Origin of the sequence: Aureibaculum sp. 2308TA14-22 (assembly GCF_040538665.1) — a bacterium.
Classification (GTDB): domain Bacteria; phylum Bacteroidota; class Bacteroidia; order Flavobacteriales; family Flavobacteriaceae; genus Aureibaculum.
In genome coordinates this window covers 3,110,961-3,136,968 of record NZ_JBEWXT010000001.1, presented here as the reverse complement: position 1 = coordinate 3,136,968, position 26,008 = coordinate 3,110,961, and the positions used below count along the sequence as shown (strand labels likewise).

23 protein-coding genes are annotated in these 26,008 nt (G+C 33.0%); 13 read left to right on the top strand and 10 right to left on the bottom strand.

Annotation, left to right across the window (positions count from 1 at the left end):
* The first annotated feature begins 144 nt into the window (after positions 1-144).
* The 7 genes from U5A88_RS14030 (at position 145) to U5A88_RS14000 (ending at position 8,286) form a co-directional block, all read left to right on the top strand.
* Positions 145-1,350: a porin gene (locus U5A88_RS14030; protein ID WP_354207452.1), complete on the top strand. Its 1,206-nt coding sequence runs from the start codon at positions 145-147 to the stop codon at positions 1,348-1,350.
* A gap of 226 nt (positions 1,351-1,576) precedes the next feature.
* Positions 1,577-2,530 carry a PstS family phosphate ABC transporter substrate-binding protein gene (locus tag U5A88_RS14025; RefSeq protein ID WP_354207450.1) on the top strand — a complete coding sequence of 318 codons (954 nt, stop codon included), beginning with the start codon at positions 1,577-1,579 and terminating at the stop codon, positions 2,528-2,530.
* Between the two features lie 65 nt (positions 2,531-2,595).
* Positions 2,596-3,474 (top strand): phosphate ABC transporter permease subunit PstC, encoded by an 879-nt coding sequence (gene pstC / locus U5A88_RS14020; protein WP_354207448.1) that lies wholly within the window; start codon positions 2,596-2,598, stop codon positions 3,472-3,474.
* The gene (pstA, locus tag U5A88_RS14015; RefSeq protein ID WP_354207446.1) at positions 3,467-4,321 is read left to right on the top strand and encodes a phosphate ABC transporter permease PstA; all 855 of its coding nucleotides are present in this window, start codon (positions 3,467-3,469) and stop codon (positions 4,319-4,321) included. The genes pstC and pstA overlap by 8 nt, the downstream gene beginning before the upstream one ends.
* Positions 4,300-5,142, top strand: a complete 843-nt coding sequence (pstB, locus tag U5A88_RS14010; protein WP_354207444.1) for a phosphate ABC transporter ATP-binding protein PstB — start codon at positions 4,300-4,302, stop codon at positions 5,140-5,142. The genes pstA and pstB overlap by 22 nt, the downstream gene beginning before the upstream one ends.
* Before the next feature lie 12 nt (positions 5,143-5,154).
* A complete protein-coding gene (gene phoU / locus U5A88_RS14005; RefSeq protein ID WP_354207443.1) occupies positions 5,155-5,820 on the top strand; it encodes a phosphate signaling complex protein PhoU in 666 nt (221 codons plus the stop codon).
* A gap of 150 nt (positions 5,821-5,970) precedes the next feature.
* Entirely contained in the window at positions 5,971-8,286 is a 2,316-nt protein-coding gene (locus U5A88_RS14000) for an inorganic phosphate transporter (RefSeq protein WP_354207441.1), read from the top strand.
* Positions 8,287-8,328: 42 nt separating this feature from the next.
* Here the strand turns inward: U5A88_RS14000 and U5A88_RS13995 are convergent, their stop codons facing one another.
* The 5 genes from U5A88_RS13995 to U5A88_RS13975 all read right to left on the bottom strand — a co-directional run bounded on the left by U5A88_RS13995 (position 8,329) and on the right by U5A88_RS13975 (position 15,327).
* On the bottom strand, positions 8,329-10,092 hold the full coding sequence (locus tag U5A88_RS13995; protein WP_354207440.1) for a Na/Pi cotransporter family protein: 1,764 nt from the start codon (positions 10,090-10,092) through the stop codon (positions 8,329-8,331).
* 270 nt (positions 10,093-10,362) lie between these two features.
* Complete coding sequence (locus tag U5A88_RS13990; protein WP_354207439.1) at positions 10,363-12,825, bottom strand: ribonucleoside-diphosphate reductase subunit alpha; 2,463 nt, start codon at positions 12,823-12,825, stop codon at positions 10,363-10,365.
* A 45-nt stretch (positions 12,826-12,870) separates the two neighbouring features.
* The gene (locus U5A88_RS13985) at positions 12,871-13,842 is read right to left on the bottom strand and encodes a ribonucleotide-diphosphate reductase subunit beta (protein ID WP_354207437.1); all 972 of its coding nucleotides are present in this window, start codon (positions 13,840-13,842) and stop codon (positions 12,871-12,873) included.
* 316 nt (positions 13,843-14,158) lie between these two features.
* Positions 14,159-14,674: an outer membrane beta-barrel protein gene (locus U5A88_RS13980; protein ID WP_354207435.1), complete on the bottom strand. Its 516-nt coding sequence runs from the start codon at positions 14,672-14,674 to the stop codon at positions 14,159-14,161.
* 83 nt (positions 14,675-14,757) lie between these two features.
* On the bottom strand, positions 14,758-15,327 hold the full coding sequence (locus U5A88_RS13975) for a DUF3109 family protein (protein WP_354207433.1): 570 nt from the start codon (positions 15,325-15,327) through the stop codon (positions 14,758-14,760).
* A 108-nt stretch (positions 15,328-15,435) separates the two neighbouring features.
* On the opposite strand from U5A88_RS13975, the gene U5A88_RS13970 reads away from it, so the two are divergent.
* Complete coding sequence (locus tag U5A88_RS13970) at positions 15,436-16,014, top strand: MarC family protein (protein ID WP_354207432.1); 579 nt, start codon at positions 15,436-15,438, stop codon at positions 16,012-16,014.
* 4 nt (positions 16,015-16,018) lie between these two features.
* Positions 16,019-16,630 carry an FAD-dependent oxidoreductase gene (locus U5A88_RS13965; protein WP_354207430.1) on the top strand — a complete coding sequence of 204 codons (612 nt, stop codon included), beginning with the start codon at positions 16,019-16,021 and terminating at the stop codon, positions 16,628-16,630.
* A gap of 31 nt (positions 16,631-16,661) precedes the next feature.
* On the opposite strand, the gene U5A88_RS13960 is transcribed toward U5A88_RS13965, so the two are convergent.
* From U5A88_RS13960 to U5A88_RS13950, 3 genes are all read right to left on the bottom strand, one after another.
* Complete coding sequence (locus U5A88_RS13960) at positions 16,662-18,251, bottom strand: S41 family peptidase (protein ID WP_354207428.1); 1,590 nt, start codon at positions 18,249-18,251, stop codon at positions 16,662-16,664.
* A 5-nt stretch (positions 18,252-18,256) separates the two neighbouring features.
* The gene (locus U5A88_RS13955) at positions 18,257-18,676 is read right to left on the bottom strand and encodes a deoxycytidylate deaminase (protein ID WP_354207426.1); all 420 of its coding nucleotides are present in this window, start codon (positions 18,674-18,676) and stop codon (positions 18,257-18,259) included.
* Between the two features lie 64 nt (positions 18,677-18,740).
* Entirely contained in the window at positions 18,741-19,322 is a 582-nt protein-coding gene (locus U5A88_RS13950; protein WP_354207424.1) for a HupE/UreJ family protein, read from the bottom strand.
* 85 nt (positions 19,323-19,407) lie between these two features.
* Between U5A88_RS13950 and rsmI the strand changes: the two genes are divergently transcribed.
* Positions 19,408-20,085 carry a 16S rRNA (cytidine(1402)-2'-O)-methyltransferase gene (rsmI, locus tag U5A88_RS13945; RefSeq protein ID WP_354208194.1) on the top strand — a complete coding sequence of 226 codons (678 nt, stop codon included), beginning with the start codon at positions 19,408-19,410 and terminating at the stop codon, positions 20,083-20,085.
* 10 nt (positions 20,086-20,095) lie between these two features.
* Positions 20,096-21,121, top strand: a complete 1,026-nt coding sequence (locus U5A88_RS13940) for a peptide-N-glycosidase F-related protein (protein WP_354207423.1) — start codon at positions 20,096-20,098, stop codon at positions 21,119-21,121.
* 39 nt (positions 21,122-21,160) lie between these two features.
* On the opposite strand, the gene U5A88_RS13935 is transcribed toward U5A88_RS13940, so the two are convergent.
* Positions 21,161-21,352, bottom strand: coding sequence for a hypothetical protein (locus U5A88_RS13935; RefSeq protein WP_354207421.1), 192 nt, complete (start codon positions 21,350-21,352; stop codon positions 21,161-21,163).
* Positions 21,353-21,715: 363 nt separating this feature from the next.
* Here U5A88_RS13935 and U5A88_RS13930 point away from each other — a divergent pair, with 363 nt between their 5' ends.
* Entirely contained in the window at positions 21,716-22,840 is a 1,125-nt protein-coding gene (locus tag U5A88_RS13930) for a DUF819 family protein (RefSeq protein ID WP_354207420.1), read from the top strand.
* 1 nt (position 22,841) lies between these two features.
* A complete protein-coding gene (locus tag U5A88_RS13925) occupies positions 22,842-23,414 on the top strand; it encodes a uracil-DNA glycosylase family protein (protein ID WP_354207418.1) in 573 nt (190 codons plus the stop codon).
* 1 nt (position 23,415) lies between these two features.
* Here U5A88_RS13925 and U5A88_RS13920 read toward each other — a convergent pair whose 3' ends face one another.
* A complete protein-coding gene (locus U5A88_RS13920) occupies positions 23,416-25,920 on the bottom strand; it encodes a T9SS type B sorting domain-containing protein (protein ID WP_354207417.1) in 2,505 nt (834 codons plus the stop codon).
* Positions 25,921-26,008: the final 88 nt, after the last annotated feature.

The following is a 26,008-nucleotide window of genomic DNA, read 5'->3' as shown; positions in this document are numbered from 1 at the left end:
ATAGGTTTTAAAACTTATTTTTTAATGGATTGAACATCAAAATACGGATTATGCTATCAATAAATTATTTATTAGATAACATTATCTTAACATTTGGTTGCCTATACCTTTGTTTATTTGCATTATCATTCAATCTTAAAAAAAATGAAAAATTTAAAAAACATTCTATCAATTGCACTACTATTGACTTTTACTGTGTCTTTTGCCCAAGACACCAATGCTCCGAAATTTGGGAAAGGACTTTTTAATTTAGTCGGACAAGACAGTACGTGGTCAATGAAAATTGCCACCCGTATGCAGTTTTTAGCTATTGCTAATTGGGAACGCGAAGATGGTAGTTATATCAATCCAGAAAGTAACTTTTTAGTTAGACGTGCCCGTTTAAAATTTGATGGTTTTGCTTTTAGTCCTAGATTAAAATATAAGATTGAACTGGGTTTGTCAAATAGAGATATTTCAGGGGCTTCTCAGTTCACAAGCAATGCCCCGAGATATATATTGGACGCCTTAATAAAATGGAATTTTTACGAAAATTTTGAATTATGGTTTGGTCAAACGAAATTACCAGGTAACATAGAACGTGTAATTTCTTCAGGTAATTTGCAGCAAGTTGATCGTTCACTATTAAACAGTCGCTTTAATATTGACCGTGATTTGGGAATACAACTGCGTCACAAAACTAAGTTGTCTAAAACGTTTGTTATGAGAGAAAAATTCTCTATAGCTCAAGGTGAGGGACGAAACATAACTTCTGGTAACCTAGGTGGTCATCAGTACACAGGACGTTTGGAGTTCCTTCCAATGGGCGAGTTCAAAAGTAAGGGAGATTATTCTGGCAGTGATTTAAAACGTGAAGAAAAACCAAAATTAATGCTTGCTGTAACTTATGACCACAATAATAATGCAGTTAAAAACCGAAGCAATCAAGGGTCTTATATGGTTACAGACGATGGTTTTTACCAGACTAACATCAATACATTATTTATTGATGCCATGTTTAAATATAATGGATTTTCACTAATGGCTGAATATGCAGATAGAGATGCTGATGATCCTCTTGCCAAAAATTCTGATGGTACCTTAACTGGTGACGAAGTGCAGGTTGGTAAAGGTTTAAATTTCCAAGCTGGTTATTTATTTAAAAGTAATTGGGAACTTTCTGGTCGCTATACAAATATTGAATTAGATAAAAATATAACGGGAAAAAACCCAGAAACCCAATACACTTTGGGTATTTCTAAATATATAGTTGGACATAAGTTAAAATTACAATCTGATATCAGTTACCTATCAATAGATGGTAGTAACAACGAATTAATGTACAGACTGCAATTTGATATACATTTTTAGGAAATTTATAAACTAGTTAGTTTAGGAATTTACTTGACGATTATGTTTTACTGATTAAAAGAGGGCTGCGGCCCTCTTTTTTTGACCTTATTATCTTCAAGACCTTTTTTAGATTAATTCTTATAACATTAAGATAACTTAACCATAACACTTTTTTGATTTTCCCTTAACCTTTACTTAATATTTGCATTGTTTCTTTGTATAATAAAACAACTAAAACTAAAAGATGAAGAAATTAGTAATTGTATTGTCCTTAGCATTATTAATGGGTGCTTGTGGCGAGAAAAAAGAAAAAGTAAATAGTCAAAACGGAACTAAGGAATTAGCTGGAACTATTAAAGTGGATGGTTCAAGCACCGTATTTCCGGTTACGGAAGCTGTTGCCGAAGAATTCAGATCTGAACAACCAAAGGTAAAAGTCACCATTGGTGTCTCGGGTACAGGAGGAGGCTTTAAAAAATTCTCAAGAGGAGAAACAAACATTTCTAATGCTTCACGTCCAATTAAAGACAAAGAAAAAGCGGCATGTGCTGAAAACAACATCAATTATTTAGAGCTTGAGGTAGCTTATGATGGCTTAGCGGTTTTGGTACATCCTGAAAATGATTGGGTTGATAGTTTTAATGTTGAAGAGCTGAAGAAAATTTGGGAACCTGCAGCTCAAGGTAAAATCATGAAATGGAATCAAATTCGTCCTGAATGGCCAAATGAAGAAATTCATCTATTTGGACCAGGTGTTGCTTCTGGTACATATGACTATTTTACTGAAGCAATTGTTGGTAAAAGCGGTTCTAGTCGTGGAGACTTTACCGCAAGTGAGGATGACCACGTATTGGTAAAAGGTATTGCTGGAGATAAATATTCGTTGGGATTTTTCGGACTAGCCTACTATACTGAAAATAAAGATAAATTGAAATTAATTGGAGTACATAATGGGACTGAGGTTGTAAAGCCAACATTAGAAACAGTTAGTAATGGTAGCTATAGACCATTATCAAGACCTTTATTTATTTATGTAAACAGTACTTCAATAAAGCAGCCTGAAGTGGTAGAATTTGTTAATTTTTATATAGATAATGCAGGAAATTTGTCTAAGGATGTCGGTTATATTCCACTACCTATAGAAAATTATATTAAGCAAACTGAAAATTTCAAAACTTTTGTTGAAAGTAACAAATAAACAGAGGTTTTACTGAGGAATCAGGTGCTTCTGTCACCTGATTTCTTATATTAAATAAATAGTATATGCGTAAAATAAAGGAATTAATTATTGAAAAATCCTTGTTTTCAAGTGCTTTAATTACTATTGCTGTTACTGTTGGTATTGTTTTAGTTTTAGCTTTTGAAGCTTTTCAATTTTTTAGCGAAGTTTCTATTATTGACTTTTTTACTGATACGCAATGGACTCCCTTATTTACTGACAAACATTATGGAATTTCAGCACTACTGTCGGGAACGTTATTAACCTCTTTTATTGCTATTGCCGTTGCATTACCTGTAGGTTTGTCTATTAGCATTTACTTAAGCGAATATGCCCCAAGAAGTTTTAGAAAGACTATAAAACCATTATTAGAATTACTGGCTGCAGTTCCAACTGTAGTTTATGGTTTTTTTGCTCTAGTAGTTGTAACTCCATTTTTACAGCAAATTTACCCTGATTTGTCTGGATTTAACTCGTTATCTGCGGGTATTGTAATGGGCATAATGATTATTCCTTTTGTATCTTCTTTAAGTGAGGATGCCTTGTATGCGGTTCCAAGCTCACTTAGAGAAGCCTCATATGGTATGGGAGCTACAAAATTACAAACAGCTTTTAAAGTTGTTGTGCCAGCTGCTTCATCAGGTATAGTAGTTTCAGTAATATTAGCAGTTTCAAGAGCTATAGGTGAGACAATGATCGTTGCTATTGCTGCGGGACAACAACCAAGATTAACTCTAGACCCAACTGTTCCAGTAGAAACCATTACGGCTTATATAGTGCAAGTTAGCTTAGGAGATGTGCAACATAACTCTATAGAATACAGAACAATTTTTGCTGCTGGTATTACACTATTTGTTTTTACTTTCTTATTAAATAGTATTAGTTATAGAATAAGAAAAAAATATCATGAAAAGTATGAATAACCTTCAAAAGAATAAGATAAAAGACAAACTTTTTAAGTTTTGGGGTATATTTTGCACTTTAATTGGTCTGATATTGCTTACCGTATTTATTGGAGATATTTTAATTGACGGATTAGGCAGGATAGATTGGTCTTTTATAACTAATTTGCCTTCTAGAAAAGCAGAAAAGTCAGGCATTTTCACGGCTTTAATGGGAAGTATATGGATTCTGATTTTAACGACTCTCATAGCCTTTCCTCTAGGTGTGGCAGCTGGTATTTATTTAGAGGAGTATGGACATAAAAATAGATTTGCAGGATTATTGGAAGTCAATATTTCTAACCTGGCGGGAGTTCCTTCTATAATTTATGGATTATTGGGACTAGAAGTTTTTGTTAGAATTATGGGTTTGGGTGCAAGTGTACTAGCCGGTAGTTTAACATTATCGCTCTTAATATTACCTATCATTATTGTTGCAACCAGAGAAGCAATAAAAGCTGTTCCTTCTTCTATAAAAGATGCGTCTTATGCTTTAGGAGCTTCAAGATGGCAAACCATTTGGCATCAAACATTACCTGCATCAGTAGGAGGGATTTTAACAGGAGTCATTCTGGCATTATCAAGAGCCGTTGGAGAAACCGCTCCGTTAATCGTAGTTGGGGCTTTAGCTTATGTACCTTTTGCACCGCAAAATCCGATGGATGAATTTTCTGTTTTGCCAATTCAAATATTCAACTGGATTTCCAGACCGCAACATGGGTTTATCGAGAATGCCGCCGCTGCCATTATCATATTATTGTTAATTACTTTTATTATGAATGGCATAGCTGTATATTTTAGAAATAAATGGCAAAAGAAATTAAAATAACTATGGAAGAAATAGTATTAAATACAAAAAAAGATAAAAATAAAGATTTAACTGACCAAACAGCGTCAAGGTCAAGAATTGAAGCTAAAGATGTTAAAGTTTGGTATGGTGATTTTGAGGCCATAAAAGGCGTAACCATTAGTATTAAACCCAATACCGTAACTGCATTCATAGGGCCATCAGGTTGCGGTAAATCTACATTTTTAAGACTTTTTAATCGCATGAACGATTATATTGATGTGTTTAAAATGTCGGGAAAAATAAAAATAAATGGGGATAATATTTACAAGAAAAAAGTAAATGTAGAGGAGTTACGTAAAGAAATTGGCATGGTTTTTCAAAAGCCGAATCCGTTTCCTAAATCCATTTTTGAAAATGTTGCATATGGGCTTAAAATACAGGGAATAAAAGATAAAAAATTTATCAACGAAAGAGTAGAAAAATCATTGAGGCAAGCGGATCTCTGGGAAGAGGTTAAAGATAATTTGAAAAAATCAGCTCTAGCTTTATCAGGAGGACAGCAACAACGTTTGTGCATAGCCAGGACACTAGCGGTTGAACCTTCCATCATTTTGATGGATGAACCTACAGCTTCGCTTGACCCTATTTCAACTTCTAAAATTGAGGATCTTATTTTTAATCTAAAGGAAAAATATACCATTATAATTGTGACGCACAATATGCAACAAGCAAGTAGAATTAGCGATTACACGGCTTTTTTCTATATGGGTGATTTAATTGAGTACGATAAAACAAAAAAAATATTTACCAACCCTCAAAAACAACAAACCGAAAATTACATAACAGGACGTTTCGGATAAAACAATATTATTATGGTAGAAAATGCAGAACAACATCGTGTAGCACTAAATGAAACGGGTTATGAAATGCTGATCTTATGCAAATCACAATTAGCAAAGGCAAGAGAAGCCCTAGTTAATAACGATACTGATCTGGCAGAAGAAGTAATTAATACCGAAAAACGTGTTAACTCTTTAGATTTGAAAATTGTCAAAGATTGTGAACGATTTTTGGCTTTGTATAATCCTGTGGCATCGGATTTAAGATTTATCATGGCAGTTCTTAAAATTAATTATGAATTAGAGCGGATAGCAGACCACGCCTATAATATCTCAAAATATGTTGTAGAAGAAGATAAAAAAGTTGCACCTCATTTATTGAAAGTATTGGAATTTGAGAAGATGTACGAAACCATAGACTCTATGATGGATTATATTACTTTCGCCTATACTGAGAATGATGTGAAAATTGCAAGGAAAGTCTTTAAAAAAGACAAGATTTTAGACAAAATAAATAGTAACTCTTTTAAAACTCTTGAAGAAGAAATAAAGAAAAACAATACTATTATACATCAAGGATTATTACTACTTTCTGTGGTTAAGAAGTTAGAACGCATTGGCGATCTTATTAAAAATATTGCTGAAGAAATAATATTTTATGTAGATGCCGAGGTTGTAAAGCACAAAAAGAAAAAATAGATTTTATAACATTATGCCTGCCTTATACTTTGGAGAAAGTAACCAAAGGGTAAATACATTTATCTTTATTATGTTAATTGTTAACACTATGTTAACATTAGATGTTTTTTTTTAAATTACGTTTGCACTGTTACTTTCAACCTAAAGTTTATGGAAAATATTTACATTTTGATGGTGGTTGCACTTGCTATCCTCGCAATTGCAGACCTAGTAGTTGGCGTTAGTAATGATGCCGTTAATTTTTTAAACTCCGCAGTAGGTTCAAAAGCAGTATCCTTTAAAACCATTATGATAGTTGCCAGTTTGGGAATAGCTTGTGGAGCTGTTTTTTCTAGTGGTATGATGGAGGTTGCCCGTAAAGGTATTTTTGTGCCAGGTGAATTCTACTTTAATGAAATCATGATTATCTTCATGGCGGTTATGATAACCGATATTTTATTACTCGATTTTTTTAATACCTTAGGGATGCCAACTTCAACTACCGTATCGATTGTATTTGAATTACTTGGTGCAGCGGTTGCAATGGCTCTCATTAAAATTAGTGCTGATAGTGGTTCCTTTTCTGAGCTAACTAATTATATTAATACAGCTAAGGCTACGGAAATAATACTTGGAATTTTAGGTTCTGTTGTAATTGCATTTTCTGTAGGTGCTCTTGTTCAATATATTTCTCGTCTATTATTATCTTTTGATTTTGAGAAGAAAGCAAAATGGGTAGGTGCATTATTTGGTGGGGTGGCATTAACGGCAATGGTTTATTTTATATTAATGAAAGGGATTAAGGGTGCAGATATTGCTAATCAGAGTTTTGATATAATTGGCGGTGCTACTATTAAGGATTTTTTAGAAAACAATGTATTGCCTATCATTTCAGTTAGCTTTATTATTTGGTCACTACTCTCTTATGTATTTGTTGCCTATTTAAAAACTAATATTTATAAGTTAATCATTATAGTAGGCACTTTTGCTTTAGCATTGGCTTTTGCTGGGAATGATTTAGTAAACTTTATTGGTGTGCCAATTGCTGCCTGGCAATCGTATCAGGCATTTATGGATCCGTTAGTTAATGTTGACGGATTAGCTGCAAATGAATTTGCAATGGGTATTTTAGGTAAGAAAGTTCCAACGCCAACATTATTGTTGTTTGTTGCAGGAATGATAATGGTATTGACCTTATGGTTTTCTAGTAAGGCAAAAAGTGTTTTAAAGACGTCTATAGACCTTTCTAGTCAAGGAGAAACTCAAGAACGTTTTAATCCTAATTTTATATCTAGGAGCTTGGTAAGAGCTTCAATGTTAATTAGCAAATATACGGCATCAGTAGTACCAAATTCAGTTCAAAATCATATAGAAAAACAGTTTAAAAAGCCTGTTATTAAGCTAACAAAAGGTAAAGACCACGAACTACCAGCTTTTGATATGGTTAGGGCTGCTGTTAACTTAATGGTTGCTGGAGTGTTAATATCTATTGCTACTTCTTATAAATTACCACTATCAACAACTTATGTTACATTTATGGTAGCAATGGGTACTTCATTGGCCGATAGAGCTTGGGGCAGTGAAAGTGCCGTTTATAGAGTTGCAGGTGTACTTAATGTTATTGGCGGATGGTTTGGTACAGCTTTAATTGCTTTTATTGCAGCTGGTACTGTTGCTTATCTTATCCATTTAGGTGGACCAACAATGATTGCAGTATTATTATTACTGGCCATTTTGTTATTAGCTAGAAATTATGTAGGTCATGTAAAAAAGAATAGAGAGATTAAAGTTGAAGATAGCTTAAACAAAGCCGAAAGCAATTCCATTCATGGGGTAATTGAAGAAAGTGCAGATAATATTTCCAAGGCTTTAAAAAGAGTAAGCAAAATTAACCATATAACAATTGATGGTTTAATTAATCAAGATTTGACTGCTCTGAAAAAGGCAAAGAATACGGTTTTAAAATTAGAATCTGAAATTGAGAATCTTCAAAATGACATTTTTTATTTTATAAAGGATTTGGATGATTCTTATTTAGGTGCCAGTAAATTTTATATTGATGTTATTGGGAGTATACAAGATGTAGCACAGTCATCTAGTTTAATTGCAAAAGTTAGCCACAAACATGTCAATAATAATCACAAATCGCTAAAGAAAAAACAAGCCGAAGAGTTGCTTAATATAGATAGGAAATTAATACACCTTTTTGATCAAATTCGGGGAGTATTTGATTCAAGAAAGTTTGATGAAATAGTTCCAGGTATCATAGAGCAAAAACAAATCTTATTAGATGATGTTCAACAATCAATACAAAAACAAGTTGAACGGACTAGAACAGAAGAATCTAGCCCTAAAAACACTACATTATATTTCAGTATTTTATTAGAAACTCAAGATTTAATTAAGGCAAATATGAACATTTTAAATTTGTATTATGATGAGCACCGTAGATCAAATGAGATTTTAGATATTGAGGTTGAGGAATAGAATAAATTTAAAAAACACCTCATTAATGAGGTGTTTTTTAAATCAAGTATCACCATTTTCTAACAACGAATCCTTACCACCATAAAGAAGCTCTGCTACTTCAATCAGTTTCTTTATAGTATCATTTACGTTGCTATAATCATTAAATAATGAAGATGCCATTTCAGGAGTAATCAAATTCTTTCTAATTAACTTGTCAATAGATTTATGACTTTTTCTATTATTTTCTTTGGCATCCTTCTTTAATCGAGTTAATTTTTCAGCATATTCTTCAGGATTATCCGCCTTTCTAAACAAATAAATAACTCGTAATACTTTTATTATTTTTTTTCTGAAATAGTCATATTCATCTTGTAAATGCTTATTATCAATATTGGCAGAAAAATTTATATTTTTATTTAATTCCCGCACATCTTTAATGATTTCGACCATTTTACGATTGGCAATTTTAATCTCATTTATTTTTTCAGTTTGTCTTTGGTTTAGTTTTAAGTTGTTTTGTGCAGTTGAAGCATATCTAATTATTTCACCATAAATAGATTTTACTTTTTTATAGTATAATTCTTCTACATCAACCTCCATAACTTCTACAGTCTTTTTAACGATATCTTTAGGCTTTTCGTTTGATTTAATATCCCCTCTGTGTATATTCAAACCATGTGCAACAATTTCAAAAATGGCATTTTTATATAAATACTTAGATTCATTAATTAAAGCAGATATAGCTGAGCCAGGAAACTCTAAAACGGCTTCATTTAAGTATTTAGGTTCGTCAATATCTTTATCTGTTTTTTCTTTAAAAAACCGTAATAAAAATCGTTCTAATCTTTTAATAAAAGGAATCATTAAAAGGACTCCTAAAATATTAAATATAGTATGAAATAGAGCTAATTTTAAAGTGTAATCAGTCGCTGAGATACCAAAAGCTTCAGATAAATAATCTACCAAATTGGCCAAAGGGAAAATCAATGCTAAAGCTACAATGCCAGTAACTACATTAAAAATTAAGTGGGCTCCTGCTAGTCTTTTACCAGCAATATTTGAACTTAAAGAGCCTAAAACTGCAGTAATGGTAGTTCCTATATTGGCTCCTATAGCCAATGCTAAAGCATTTTCATATTCAATTTGTCCAGCAGCCAACGCTGTTAAAATTAATGCCAATGTTGCACTGCTAGATTGTAATATGGTAGTAATAACAATGCCCAATCCGGTATAAATAATAACTCCTAAAACCCCAGAAACGGCATATTGAGTTAAATCTATATACTCCTTAAATACATCAAACCCTTCTTTCATATAGTGAATACCAAGAAAGAAAAACCCTAATCCTGCTAATACGTTTCCTATACCTTTTAATGAAATCTTTTTTTGGAGAGAAAATATAATTCCAAAAACCAACATAGGCATAGCTAATGCAGATATTTTAATTTTTAGACCAAAACCAGCCACTAGCCAAGCTGTAGCTGTAGTTCCAATATTGGCTCCAAAAATTAACCCTATGCCTCCTGCTAAACTAATTAGCCCAGCACTAATGAATGAAATGGTAATTACTGAAACTAAAGAGCTTGATTGAATAAATGCTGTTACTAATGCTCCTAGGCTTATACTTTTATAAAGCCTATCGGTAGCTTTTTTTAAGATATTTTGTAATGGCCCCTTGGTAAATACTTTGAAGCCTTCCTCAAGCATTATCATGCCAAAAAGCAATATGGCAACACCAGCTGCTATAGTTTTAAAGTTTGGACTGAAGTATAAAATAATACCCAAAACAACTAATAGAACAAAAAAGAATGCTTTTCTAATCATGTTATAGTTCAGTTATTACAATGTTAATTTAATGTAAAATTAACGTTAACTGAATGTAAATATAAATAATTAAGATTATTAATTCTATTTAGAATTTAGAAACTATCCCAAAATTTATATAGTTTAATACTTCAATCTATTATATTTCAAACAATGTTCAGAATTAAAATGAAGAGTAATATTTATTGTTTTGAAAAATAAAAAATCTCGAAACCAATTTAGCTTCGAGATTTTTTAAATTAAACAGAACTAATTTTTTTTGAATCTAAACTAAGATCCACACATTAAACAATCATCATCACCTTGACTTTCTTTAGCCAAGGCAATCATTGCTTTATACTCTTCTGGTGTCATTGAAGTATCATCTGAAATTACGGGAGTTGAAGATTTTTCAACATTCACTTGTGTTTCAAGTGCCACAGCTTCTGGCTTCTTAATTTCTTCTTTCTTTGTGTTAGTTAAGGTAAATTGAGTAGCATTTACTGCTGATTTAGTTCTTAGATAATACATACCAGTTTTTAAGCCAGATTTCCAAGCGTAATAATGCATTGAAGTCAGTTTACCATAATCAGGATCTTTTAAGAATAAGTTCAACGACTGAGATTGATCGATAAAATATCCTCTTTGACGAGCCATATCTATGATATCTTTCATGCTCAATTCCCAAACTGTTTTATACAAGTCTTTTAATTCTTGTGGAATTTCCTCGATATGTTGAATAGAACCATTTGCACGCATAATACTTTCTTTCATTGTATTGTCCCAAAGATTAAGCTCTACTAAATCTTCTAACAAATGCTTGTTAACCACAATAAACTCTCCCGAAAGTACTCTTCGAGTATAAATATTTGAAGTATAAGGCTCAAAAGCTTCGTTGTTTCCTAAAATCTGAGAAGTAGATGCTGTTGGCATTGGTGCAACTAATAACGAATTACGCACACCATGTTTCATTACATTTTTACGCAATTTTTTCCAGTCCCAATTTCCACTAAGATCATCTTCAGAAACATTCCACATATTAAATTGGAATTCGCCTTCTGACATTGGAGAACCTTTAAATGTAGAATAGGCTCCTTTTGCTTTAGCAATTTCCATAGACGAGGTTACTGCAGCAAAATAAAGTGTTTCAAAAATATCTTGATTTAGTTTTTTGGCTTCGTCAGAGGTAAACGGTAAACGTAACATAATAAATGCGTCTGCTAGTCCTTGAATACCTAACCCAATTGGTCTATGACGGAAATTAGAATTTTCAGCTTCTTTTACAGGATAATAATTTCTATCAATTACCGTGTCTAAATTACGAGTTGCTTTTTTTGTAACGTCAAACAACTTTTTATGGTTAAAATATTTTTTACCTTCAGCATCTTCACTAATAAACATAGGCATTGCAATAGAAGCCAGATTACATACAGCAACTTCGTCTTTTGCCGTATATTCCATAATTTCGGTACATAAATTTGAAGAACGGATTGTACCTAAATTCTTCTGATTCGATTTTCTGTTTACCGAATCTTTATACAACATGTAAGGTGTACCCGTTTCAATTTGAGATTCTAATATTTTCTCCCATAACTCACGAGCTTGGATGGTTTTTCTTCCTTTTCCTACTTTTTCATAACCTTCATATAATTTTTCAAATTCGTCACCATAGGTATCAAATAAATGCGGACACTCGTTAGGGCACATCAACGTCCATTCACCGTCTTCTTGTACGCGTTTCATAAATAAATCAGGAATCCACATGGCATAAAATAAATCGCGAGCACGCATTTCTTCTTTACCGTGATTCTTTTTTAAATCTAAAAAGTCGAAAATATCAGCATGCCAAGGCTCTAAATACATAGCAAAAGAACCTTTACGTTTACCACCACCTTGATCTACATAACGTGCAGTATCGTTAAAAACACGTAACATAGGTACAATACCGTTTGAAGTACCATTAGTACCTCTAATGTATGAACCTGTAGCCCTAATATTATGCAAAGACAAGCCAATACCGCCAGCAGATTGAGAAATTCTTGCGGTTTGTTTTAGCGTATCGTAAATACCATCTATACTATCTTCTTGCATTTGCAATAAAAAACAAGATGACATTTGTGGTTTTGGTGTACCTGCATTAAACAAAGTAGGAGTGGCATGAGTAAAATATTTTTTACTCATTAACTCATATGTCTCAATTGCCGCATCAATATCATCTAAATGAATACCGATAGACACACGCATTAACATATGTTGAGGACGCTCAACTATGTTTCCGTTTATTCTTAATAAATATGATCGTTCTAAAGTTTTAAAGCCAAAAAAGTCATAATTAAAATCACGATTATAAATTATGGTAGAATCTAATTTTTCAGCATTCTTTTGAATAATTTTATAAACATCATCAGCAATCATTGGTCCTTTTTTACCAGTACGTGGATTTACGTATTGGTACAAGTCCGTCATTGTATCTGAGAATGATTTTTTGGTGTTTTTATGTAAGTTAGAAACGGCAATCCTAGCAGCTAATTTAGCATAATCAGGATGTTGAACGGTCATAGTAGCGGCAATCTCAGCAGCTAAACTATCCAATTCAGAAGTTGAAACACCATCGTAAAGCCCTTCAATAACACGCATGGCAACTTTTACAGGATCGACCAGTTTGTTTAATCCGTAACACATTTTTCTTACCCTAGAGGTAATTTTGTCAAACATTACTGGCTCTCTCTTTCCGTCTCTTTTTAGTACATACATAGTTATTGTTGGTTATTAAAGTTATTAAAGTTTAGTTAGGGTATTTTAAAAATCAGCATCAAAACTAATGCTACCTGTCCCACCAGATTTTACACCAGCTTTTTGGTATTCAGAAACTTTTTTCTCAAAGAAATTAGTTTTACCTTCTAAAGAAATCATTTCCATAAAGTCGAAAGGGTTGGCTGAATTATATACTTTTTCGCAGCCAAATTCTACTAAAAGCCTGTCAGTTACAAACTCTAAGTATTCAGTCATTAATTTGGCATTCATGCCAATAAGACTGACAGGAAGCGATTCTGTTATAAAACTTCTTTCTATATCAAGGGCATCACAAAGTATTTCTGTAATTCGAGCCTTCGGCACCTTATTTACCATGTGATTGTTATGTAGGTGCACGGCAAAATCGCAGTGCATGCCTTCGTCTCTAGAAATTAACTCATTTGAGAATGTAAGTCCAGGTAAAAGGCCTCTTTTCTTTAGCCAAAATATAGAGCAGAAACTTCCAGAAAAGAAAATACCTTCAACGGCAGCAAAAGCAATCAGACGTTCTGCAAAACTAGGGCTATCAATCCATTTTAATGCCCATTGTGCTTTGTCTCTAATAGCAGGAAAAACCTCAATGGCTCTAAATAGCTGGTCTTTTTCCTTTTCGTCCTTTACATAAGTATCTATGAGTAAAGAATATACTTCAGAGTGAATGTTTTCCATCATAATCTGAAACCCGTAAAAGAACTTCGCCTCAGTATATTGTACTTCTGACACAAAATTCTCTGCTAAATTTTCATTAACAATGCCGTCAGAAGCTGCGAAAAATGCTAGTACGTGTTTTATAAAGTATTTTTCGTCGTCAGTTAATTTGTTATTCCAATCCGTAACATCTTTTTCTAAATCAATTTCTTCAGCGGTCCAAATACTAGCTTGTTGTAATTTATACCATTCCCATAAATCTGGATGTTGGATAGGGAAAATTACGAATCTGTTATCATTGGGCTGTAAAATTGGCTCTACTTGCGACATATTACAATTAGTTTAAAAAAGTTAGAAAAAATAGTTGCTGGATTTTTTGATAAAACCGAGTTCACAAAGATTGATTTTTTTGGCGAAGAATCAAAGCCATAATTATTCACAAAACACGTGAAGTTTTTAACAAACACGTTAAAAATTGTTTATTACTTAGAAAAATAAATAAGAATAAAGTACTGGTTATCAGTAGAATAAAAATAGGTTTATTTAGTGAACCATTACGTTTACTAGGGTTGCGAAGTTCTGCTTAAAAACAAAAAAAGAGCCAATTTTATTTGGCTCTTTTTTCAATAAAATTGATTTACTTGAATTACAACTCAAATAAGACTCCAGCAGCAATTACAACTTGGCTAAAATCACTAATCGTATATTTTACTTCGGCAAAAGCACTTAAATTATCAGAAAAAGACCATCTACCTCCGCCACCAAGATTCAGCCCTAAGGCATTTCCTTCATTTTGTCTTATTCCATCATCTCCAAATCTAAATCCTCCATTCTTATAACTAGAATAATTTAAGCCTGCTAGAGGGTAAACATCCAATTCATCCATCATCACTTCAATTTTATAATGTCCGTTAACATCCACCGCAAATAAGTTATTTTTGTAAGTATTATCTACTAACCTAGCTTCTGATCCTGAAAAATAGGATACACTCGGTGAAATGGCAATATTTTCCATAATTTCAAATTCAGCTTTAACAACTAGACCTGGAGCATTAATTTTATCATTATAACCTAAACCTCCACCAATAGCGAATTGAGCATTAATTGAAGATGCACTAGCAATTAAAACAATTGCAAACACTAATTTTTTAATAATTTTCATAGTTTAAAATTTAACTGTTTTGTATTGCAAATATATAAATTTACCTTAGTAAGGGTCTTAAAAAATTGATAAAAAGATTACAGCTACTTTTTTATTTTTAGTGCAACTTTCTCCAACTCCATATACCAATCTTCTCCAAACTTTCTAATCAATGCTTGTTTTACAAATTTGTACACCGGAACTTGTAGCTCCTTGCCTAGTGTGCAAGCATCATCACAAATTTCCCATTTATGGTAATTAACTGCTGCAAATTCTGAATAATTACTTACTCTAACAGGGTACAAATGACAAGAAATAGGCTTTTTAAAATCAATTTCTCCTTGGTTATAGGCCTCTTCGATGCCGCATTGAGCAATGCCTTTGTCGTCATAATTGATAAAAGCACAACTGTCGTCACTGGGTATTAATGGCGTTTCATATTCTCCGTCAACAGTAATAAATAACCCCTGATTTTCAATGGCATCAATACCTTCTTTCGTTAAATAAGATTTTACTTTTGGATAAATATCCATCAATGTTTTTAACTCTTCTTCCTCAAGTGGTGCCCCGGCTTCACCATCCACACAACATGTTCCTTTACAAGCAAAAAGATTACAAACAAAGTCGTTTTCAATAATTTCTTCAGAAACGATGGTTTTACCTAATTGAAACATTTTTCTTCTAAATTTTCAGGACAAAAATACACATAAAAAATCTTTGCTTTTTATTAGTTTAATCCGTTTAGATTTATACTTTTGCCGAAAATTGTAAAAACAAAGAAAATGCAGTTAGATTTTAGAGAAATATTGACGGCAACTATGGTCTTATTTGCTGTTATAGATATAGTGGGTAGCATACCTATAATAATAGATTTACGTCAAAAAGTAGGACATATTCAATCAGAAAAAGCATCAATTGTTGCGGTTATACTTATGATTGCTTTTCTGTTTGTTGGAGAAGAAATTTTAAAACTAATAGGAGTTGATGTCAATTCATTTGCTGTGGCGGGTGCATTTGTAATCTTCTTTTTAGCATTAGAAATGGTATTAGGTATAGAGTTGTACAAACATGATGCCCCAGAAACCGCTAGTGTTGTGCCATTGGCATTCCCTTTAATTGCAGGTGCGGGTACTATGACCACCATACTTTCTTTACGTGCTGAATTTCAACTAATTAGTGTTATTATTGCCATTGTAATTAATATTGTTTTTGTATATGTAGTATTAAAGTCATCTAAAAAAATTGAACGTTTATTGGGTAAAGGAGGGATAGACGTAGTTAGAAAAATATTTGGTGTAATTTTACTGGCCATTGCCGTAAAGTTATTTGCAGCTAATATTCAAGACTTGTTTAATCATTAGATAAATGAAAAATTTTGATGTTTTAATAATTGGAGGTGGTGCAGCGGGAATGTCTTGTGCATTAATTTTAGGTTCAGCGAAAGAAAAGGATTTTGTTAAGGACAAAAACGTGGGAATAGTAACTCATCAAAAGGCTTCTCATCTGCAAGATGCCTTGTTTAATAATGTGTTGGGGTTAGACGCAGGTACTACTGGTCGTCATATTCTTGAAAATGGGAAAAATCAACTCTCAGCGTTATATCCACATATTGAGCAAATTGAAAAGGAAAAAGTAATTGAGGTTATGCATTTAGACAATGGTTATGCTGTCTATACTAACAAGTCTGTCTACAACGCCAAAGAAATTGTAATTGCCGTTGGCTATACTAATACTTTCTTTATAAAAGGATTAGAACAATTTGTAGAACCTCATCAAAAAACAAAGCCTGAAAAGAACAGGATTCAACTAAAAAACAACGATCATTTGGTTGACAATGGAATTTACGTTGCTGGTACTTTGGCAGGATGGCGAAGTCAATTTGCTATTGCTTGCGGTAGTGGAGCATCCGTAGCTACGGATATTTTAACTAAATGGAATAATGGAGAGAATACCAAAGTGCATGATAAGATAAAGTAAGTTGACATCATAATAAAACAATAAAATAAATTTAATGCTTAATATAATCTATCTGCATTTCTAGCTCCTTTACTTTTTTTAGCATTTCATCATTTTGATTTAATACTTGATAAAAAATGTTCTCACCATATAAATTTCTTGCAAAAAGTGCTTTTAAGTAACGCTTTATGTAGGGCATACTTTGAGCGGCAATTTTACTTTGGTCATCAAAACCAGAAAGATATTCTTTTAAAATTTCATCATCACTATCAAAGTTTTGTTTAAAGTCAGTAATTTCCCATTTATTCATTGTTTCACGATGATTATCCATATAATTAAAAACAAAATCTTGAATGGCTCTAAAATGAAACCTGCCAAAATAAGCAGTGGTATCTATACTCACAAAAACGTCTGGAACAATACCGCCACCACCGTAAACGCTTTTACCTTTTGGTGTAACAAACTTTAAGGAATCGACGACCTTAATACTATCGCCATTAGTCAGTTCTCCATTATGATATCTAGCTAATCTGTCATTATAATAACTTTCTCCACTTTCTGTATTATAGGGTTTTTGGATAGATCTACCGGTTGGAGTATAATACCGCGAAACGGTTAACCTTACGGCCGAACCATCGCCCAATTCCATTTCTTGTTGTACCAAACCTTTTCCAAAAGAGCGACGGCCTACAATAACACCTTTGTCATTATCTTGCAGGGCACCCGCTACAATTTCACTGGCAGAAGCCGAAACCTCATCAATAAGCACATATATTTGACCGTTCTCGAAATCGCCTTTTGAAGTGGCAAAACTTTTTTCAATTTTACCACCTTTGTTTTTTGTAAAAACAATCAATTTATCGTCTTCCAAAAATTCGTCAATAATTTGATTTGCAATTTCTAAATACCCTCCAGGGTTTCCTCTTAAATCCAAAACCAAACGTTTCATGTTTTTTTTCTGCAATGTGTTTAAAGCAGTTTTAAACTCATCGTAAGTAGTATTGGCAAATTTGTCTATTTTTATATAACCCAAAGTATCGGTTAGCATATAATAACTTGGTACACTCTCTAACGGAATTGTACCCCTTTTTAAGGTAAAATTTAACAAAGTATCTTTATATTTTCTGTATACTTTTACCTTAACTTTTGTTTTGGGTTCGCCTTTAAGTTTTTTAATTATATAACTACTGTTTAACTGTTTTCCAAACAAAGTATCATTATCGGCAATTAAAATTCTATCTCCTGCTTCAATACCTGCTTTATCACTTGGCCCGTCTTTTACCACATTGGTAACGGTTAAAGAATCGTTATACATAAAAAAGCGAATGCCCACACCTACAAATTCTCCGTTCATTTCATCGGCAATAGCATCATGTTCGCTAGCTGGAATATATACCGAATGCGGATCTAATTTATCCAAGATATTTCTGATGGTACCGTCTAATAAACTATCGGTATTTATTTTGTCGACGTAATCGTATTGAATATAATTTATTAATCGCTTAATTTTTGCTTCTTGAGGATTGGTATTAAATAGTAACGCAGCATTTTTTTGAGGATAATCTAACATACTGCCAATAAAAATACCTAAGGCTACTGCCATAGCTAAAAACAGAGGATAATATATTTTGTTGTTTTTCATTACTTCTAATTAATATAAACTAATTCTACACCCGCTTTTTCCAAAAATTTCAATCCTGAATCATCTTTATAAGCATCGGCATAAACCACCCTTTTTATACCTGATTGATGGATTAGTTTGCTACATTCTTTGCAGGGCGACATGGTTATATAAAGTGTAGCACCTTTGCAACTTTGTGTTGATGAAGCTACTTTTAAAATGGCATTGGCCTCGGCGTGTAGCACGTACCATTTGGTATAATTTTCGTCATCTTCACATACATTTTCAAAACCAGTTGGTGTGCCGTTATAACCGTCAGAAATTATCATTTTACCTTTAACGATTAACGCACCCACTTGACGGCGTTTGCAGTAAGATAATTTTGCCCATTCTTTTGCCATTTTTAAATAGGCAACATCGTATTTGAGTTGTTTTTCGGGTGTCATTCTAAATATAACGAAATATTAGTCGGCAAAGTACTGATAAAATAATGGGTTTTTTGTTAAATTTTTACCAAAATATACGTTCTGATAGCATAGGTATTACTACACCAATAACTATAGAAGAGAGTACCAGTACCCAATCTCTTTTTGAAACCTTGAAAAAGTACTGTGCCACATAACCCGATGTTAAAATTGCCATTACTATAATTACTTGGGCAATTTCTATACCTAGGGCAAATTCCAGTAAAGGCACTAATTTGGCCTCGCTTTCGTCCATAAGCATTCTAAAATAATTAGAAAAGCCTAGCCCGTGTATTAATCCAAAGACTAAGGCGAAAACCAAATTTATATTAGAACTTTTTTGCAATTCTTTTTTAACGGTAAGAATATTAACAACCGCTGTAATAAAAATAGTTACGGGAATTAAAAACTCAACAATGGCAATATCTATGCTTATCACTTTGTAAGCCGCCAAGGCTAATGTAAGCGTGTGGCCAATGGTAAAAAGCGTTACTAGCCAAATTACTTTTTTCAAATTATTAAAATTGTAGATTACCGCTAAGGCCACCAAAAACCATATATGATCGTAAGCCTCCCAATCCAACACATGGTATAAGCCTAATTTCAAGTATAAGATAAAATCTTCCATGGGATAAAAATACAAATTCTTAAAAAGAAAATAGAAATACTATTAACACAAACTTTGTTAAATTGCACTCCAAATTTTTAAAGTGATTTCAAAACTATATATTGTACCTACTCCAATAGGTAATTTAGAAGATATGACTTTTAGGGCTATAAAGGTTTTGAAAGAAGTAGATACTATTTTGGCAGAAGACACTCGTACTTCAGGCAAATTATTAAAACATTTTGATATCGGTACACCCATGCAAAGTCATCATATGCATAACGAGCATAAAATGGTTACGCGACTTGTTGAACGTTTAAAATCAGGAGAATCAATTGCCTTAATTTCTGATGCAGGCACACCGGCAATTTCTGATCCTGGATTTTTATTAGCCCGAGCTTGTATAGAAAATAATATTGAAGTAGAATGTTTACCAGGTGCAACTGCTTTTGTTCCTGCTTTAGTTAATAGTGGATTACCTAATGATAAATTTGTGTTTGAAGGGTTTTTACCTATAAAAAAGGGAAGGCAAACCCGATTGGAAATCTTAGCTGAAGAATCTAGAACTATGATTTTTTATGAGTCGCCCCACAAATTGATAAAAACATTGACACAATTTGCTAAATACTTTGGTGAGGATAGAAGAATTTCCGTTTCGCGGGAGTTGACCAAGCTTTATGAAGAAACTATTAGAGGAACATTGAAAGAAGTGCTCATACATTTTGAGAATAAACCGCCGAAAGGAGAGTTTGTATTAATTGTAGCAGGAAATAATAAAAAATAAATAACAAGAAATGATAACAAGTAAAATATCAAAACTTTGCTGTTTAATACTACTAATAGTTGTAGCTATTGGATGCAAAAGTGATTCAGATCCTGAAGAAGAAGTGTTTGAAACAATTACAGTCAATACGTTTAACAAGACGCATTTAGGTTTCAGTGCTGATTTAAAACAAAGTGTAGAACAAACATTTGATTTTCCCGAAAACAGTGATAATGTTGAAGAAATTTTAATGTATGTTAAATTAGATTGTCCAACAGGTGGCTGCGGTGCTTGGGATGTATTTGCCAATATTAAGGTAAAAGATTCAAAAACAAATATTTGGTATGAACTGGGCAGATATATTACCCCTTATGGTGTAGATAATTCACAACGAACTCTAGGCTTTGTCTTTGATGTTACTGATTTTAAGTCCATTTTAAAAGGAGCTGTACAACTCAAATCGTTTGTTGAAGTGTGGACTAAAGAAGGCTGGTTGTTAACCGTTGATTTTAAAGTTAAAGAAGGAAAGCCAAAATATAAATACTCGGCCATTGTGCCTTTGGTTGATTATACTGCCAATTCTCAACAGATTCCCTATGGTGAAGAATTGCTTGCGACCATTAAGCTAAAAGGTAATGTGGTAATTCCAGAAAATGCCTCAAACACAAAATTAAGAACTATTGTTTCTGGTTGGGGACATGCAACACCAAATGACAATGGTGGAAGAGGTTGTGCGGAATGGTGCTTTAGAATACACACTTTGGCTATCGGAGAAAATGATATTAAATATAGCCTAGACCCAATAGGATGTGCCTCAAACCCTGTAAGTCCGCAAAACGGTAATTGGCAAGGTGATAGAGCAGGTTGGTGTCCTGGTCAAGAAGTTCCTTTGCGAATAAATGAATTGCCAACGGCATTGTCAGGACAAACTCTAAATTTTGATTATAGTTTTGAAGATTGGTCAAATGATGATGGTAATGGTAAAGCCTATTATTCAATTTCAACATATTTGGTTGTTGAAAGCGATACACCGATTGAAAAACCAGTTGTGAATTGAAATGAGAAGATGAGTTTGTAGTAGTTATGAAGGTAATAATCAATCACTTTTAGCACCCTTTTTAAACCAATTTGTAAAATCATGCTTTTTTGTATTTTTTTCAAAACTTTCTATTTGCTTAATAGTCGCTTTTGGGTATAAAATTCTGAGTAAGATTAACCTAAAGAGCTTGCCTAAGCTTAATGAGTTGAAAATTAATGCTATACCAACCAATATTAAATATAATTTCATAATACTTTTTTTAAATAAAAGGAGATTTCTTCTCTATGTTTGTAAAAATGTGTTTTTTATTCTAGAAAAAAAGGACATAACTTGATGATATCAAGAATAGTTTTATGTACAGTAATCGTATCAAAACTTATTTTTGCAAACTCAATTATCAGCAAAAATGAGTTTGTTTTAACTTATTTGTAGGATTTAAGTTTGTTTAGTATGGTACTTTTTGGTGTATTTGATCGCTTTCGTTCCAAGTGATGTGTTCATGTAATCAAGTTTAAAACAAAAAACCTTGCCATTTCGCCACGTTTCAAAATAAAGAAATTAGATATTTAAAAAAGAGTATCTTTCAACAGTATAATTCTCAACAACTAACCCATGACCCCTTGGCTTATCACAATTTTTACAGTTGTAGCTGTTTTTTATCTCGATAAATGGGAAAATAAACACATTAAATCTTTATTTGATTGGGTGCCTGCTATTTTGTTGGCCTATTTAATACCTGCTGGAATTTCTGCATTATTAGGGCAAGACTTTTCTGCGGATGGCATTCACGATTACAGTAAAACCTATTTTATTCCACTTGCTATTGTTGCCGTAATGAGTAGTTTGTCCATAGGTCAATTAAAAGCTATTGGATGGAAACCTATTTTATTGTTCGCTCTGGGCTCTATGTGGATCGCTATTTTTCCTGTAACCTTAGCTTATATTTTCTTAGATACAGAACTGATAACTCAAACTTTTGTAAATCAAGAGTATTGGAAAGGAATTCCGCCAATAGTTGGTAGCTGGATTGGCGGTAGCACAAGCCAACTCGTTTTAAAAGAATTAGTGGAATGTCCAGAAAACATATTTCTGACTGTTTTGGTATTGGACAATATTTTGGTCAATATTTGGACAATTTTAATGTTCCAAACGATTAAAAAAAGTGGATTTCTAAACAGAAAACTTAAGATAACTAATTTGGCAATGCCTGATGAAATCAAAAGCCTAAATACGGAATTTATCAAACCCGTTTTGTGTTTTATATTATTGCTTTTTACGGTATTGGCAACCAATATGTTTGTGGAAAGTTTCGTGGTAAAAATTATTGTATTATCCATATTAGGATTATTATTCAGCAATTTCATTCCCAAATGGAATTTTAAGTTTGTGCTAAAACTAGGTGGAATTTTAATTCTAATTGTAATGGCTGTTCTAGGTTTAAAACTAAAATTTAGTTTGGTTCAATTTGAATGGGGTTTCTTAGGGTTTTTAATTATTTGGTTGGTAAGCCATTTTATAATTATGTTGATTGTCGCTAAAGTTTTAAATATAAATACAGCCTGGGTACCAATTGCCAGTATGGCCAATGTCGGAGGCATTGCAACTGCACCAGCTGTTACTGCTGCATATGAAAAAAAATGGATGCCACATGCCATTATTTTGGCTATTTTAAGCATGGCAACAGGTACTTTTTGGGGAATGTTAACTATCTATTTGTTTAAATGGCTTGTTGTATAGCATGAAAGATTTATTAAGCGATATCAGAAAGTGTGAGGTCTGCAAATCACATTTAGCTTTAGGGCCGAGACCGGTTTTTAGGGCGAGTATTGAATCTAAGATTATAATTATCGGTCAAGCCCCAGGAACAAAAGTCCATAAAACAGGAATACCTTGGGATGACCCAAGCGGAAAACAATTGCGAAAATGGCTAGCTATTTCTGACGAAACTTTTTATGATGTAAGGAAAAATGCCATAATACCGATGGGCTTTTGCTATCCTGGCAAAGGGAAGTCAGGTGATTTACCTCCAAGACCCGAATGTGCACCGTTATGGCATCAACAAATTTTAGAAAAAATGCCGAATGTTGAACTGATTATTCTAATTGGAATGTATGCTCAAAAGTATTATTTAAAGGATAAAGCTAAAACAACATTGACTGAAACTGTTAAAAACTATCACGAATACTTACCCAACTATTTTGTATTGCCGCACCCTTCACCTAGAAATCGTTTTTGGTTGACAAAAAACCTGTGGTTTGAGCAAGATGTGTTGCCTGTTTTAAAAGAGAAAGTGAGCGAAGTTTTATCCTAATTTATCTCCTTATCAAACTAAAATGCCCTTTTCTGTTTCGTACATTTCCATTTTTATCTCTAAGTTGTACTTTAAACCAATAATCATTGGCAGGCATTGGTTTACCTTTGAAATTGCCATCCCAACCTAAATCATTCACATCTTTTTTAGCTAATAGTTTCCCATATCTGTCATAAATATAAATGGTTGACATTTGGTAAGTGTCTACGTTAATTCCTTTAATTTGCCAATAATCATTAAACCCGTCGTTGTTTGGTGTAAAGAATTTGGGAAATCCAATAACAAAAACTTCAATACTTATAATTCCGCAATTATTTTGCTCTCTAATATATAATGTGTGAATTCCGGCAGCTACATTTTGGAGAAAAGGCTCTGTTTGATAAACACCATACTCATCATCCAACACAAATTCATAATCACCAATACCAAGGTTTACGGTATTTATAGTTATGGTATTATTTTCTGAATCATCCTTAATAAGTATATCGGCTAAAGTAATATTGGCTAAATCGGATTCTTTTACGGTAATTGTTTTTGGAGTAGAAGTACAGTTTAAGTTGGATGTTGCCGTAACCGTATAAATGCCTTTAGAAGTTACAGTTGTTGTGGGTTCAGTACTGATTATTTCGTTATTTTCATTCTTCCATTCATAACTATAATTGCCATTTGCGTTATAAGTTTCCAACGTTAGCGTACCAATATTTAAACATAAAGCAGCATCTGAATTTACTTCAAACTCAGGACTTGGATTCACAGTTAACACTAAATTTGGGCCAATACCAAAACAAGCCCCATTATCAGCACTTTCTACACGAACAAAAAGTGTTTCGGCGTAAGGCGTTTCATTAATATAATTTATCTGATTGGTTATTTCATTTCTTTCCAGTTGTGCGTCGTTAAGGTTTTTGAAATAAGTCACCTTTAAATTTTGACCCGTTGGAAATTGGTCAATCATGTGATTATACGCTAGTGTAAGGTCAAAATTTGCAATCCCATCGTTGGTATCTAAATAATCACAAGTTTCTAAATTGTAAGTATAATTTTCAGGAAAAGTTGTAGTTGAAACTTCTAAATTTAACGTAGAAATCAAAAAACAGGCATTGGGGTTTTCTACTCTGGCGTAAATAGTAGTTGCATTTTGATTATTAAAGGAATTGGAATCAATAATATTGATTTTATCCTCGGCATCATCAGATGATAAATGATAACTTACGGCCAATTCGCTATTGCCTTTTGTAATAATTTCAGTTGCTTCATTTAGGTTGAAATCAGTAAACCCATCGACAACCCCATCAACATCACAATTTTTAAAGCTTAATACCGATTTAATATCTGGCAATTCTTTAACGGTAGCTACTATGGGTATTCTAATACTTTCATCGCATCCTGCTCCTACAACGGAAGCATAAAAAGTGGTGCTGTTTGCAACGTTAGGTGTGAAATTTTCGCCAATGAATAATGTAGTTCCTCCAGTTGGAGTATCATGCCAAACCACATTTCCAACATCTGATGTTGCAATTAGCGTAACTTCACCAGGCCCACATCTAGTTGCTGGGACTGTTGAAGTGATTGCAGGAATGTACATATTAGTACTTGCTGAAATATTAACAATAGGATCGCCCGGCATGCCACCATATTCAACAATGTAACCTTTGGGTTGATAATTACCAGAAGTATTTCCGGTATTACTTAAATCGTTCCAAGAACCAGAAATTCCAATAGTTGGAGCAGTAATATGTGCATAGTCCTCTCCGTTTAAATCGTTAGGTTCATTGGTGTTCCAAAAAGCAAAATTTGGTGTAGTGCCATTAGCAAGTCCATTCCAAAAGACAGTACCTTTTTCTGGTCCGGTTTCCCATTTCCATTCTCCTTCTTTTTCGGCATCGCTACCGCCAATCCAGCCTGTACCTTTGGCTTGTTCTCCTGCTAATTTTGCCTCTTCTGCGGAAGTTAAGGTAACCAAATAGCCTTGTAGGCCAAAATAAGTTCTGCTTGCTGCTGCTGCTTTGGCAGCTGTCCAAGTAATTCCAATATCCGAAACATACTCGTAATAATGATCTGTTGAGGGTAAATAGTTAGCAGAACCTATGTTAAATGAAAAAGAACGAGTCCCTGAAACGGTTGTTGAACTATTTGTAAAAATAACATCTTTAACCGCAGCAATTAAATCTGTATAATTGACTTCTGTAGCATTTGTACTTTGCAAAGTCAGCTTTCCTTCCGGCAAACTCCATTCAGTAGCTATATTTGGATGATTTGAAGCGTTATCCAACTTTAATAAATCGTCACTATTAACATACCCTTCAGAAATTTGAATATATAATGCTTTAATTGTGGTATCGTCAGGGTCTACAATATCAAAATGGGCAACAATATTAATTTCAGATAATGGACAATATATTTCATTTCCAACGGCATTAATTGTCGGAGGGATGTTATTTTGAGACCAACTAAAGTTGAAAAATAATAGGAAAGAAGCACAAAAATAAAGTAAGGGTTTTTTCAAAACAACTAATGAATCAATTTTAATTAGGTAAAAGTAGTCAATTCTATTAACCTAAATTTTAAAGAAAAAAGATGATTTTTTAGTAGTA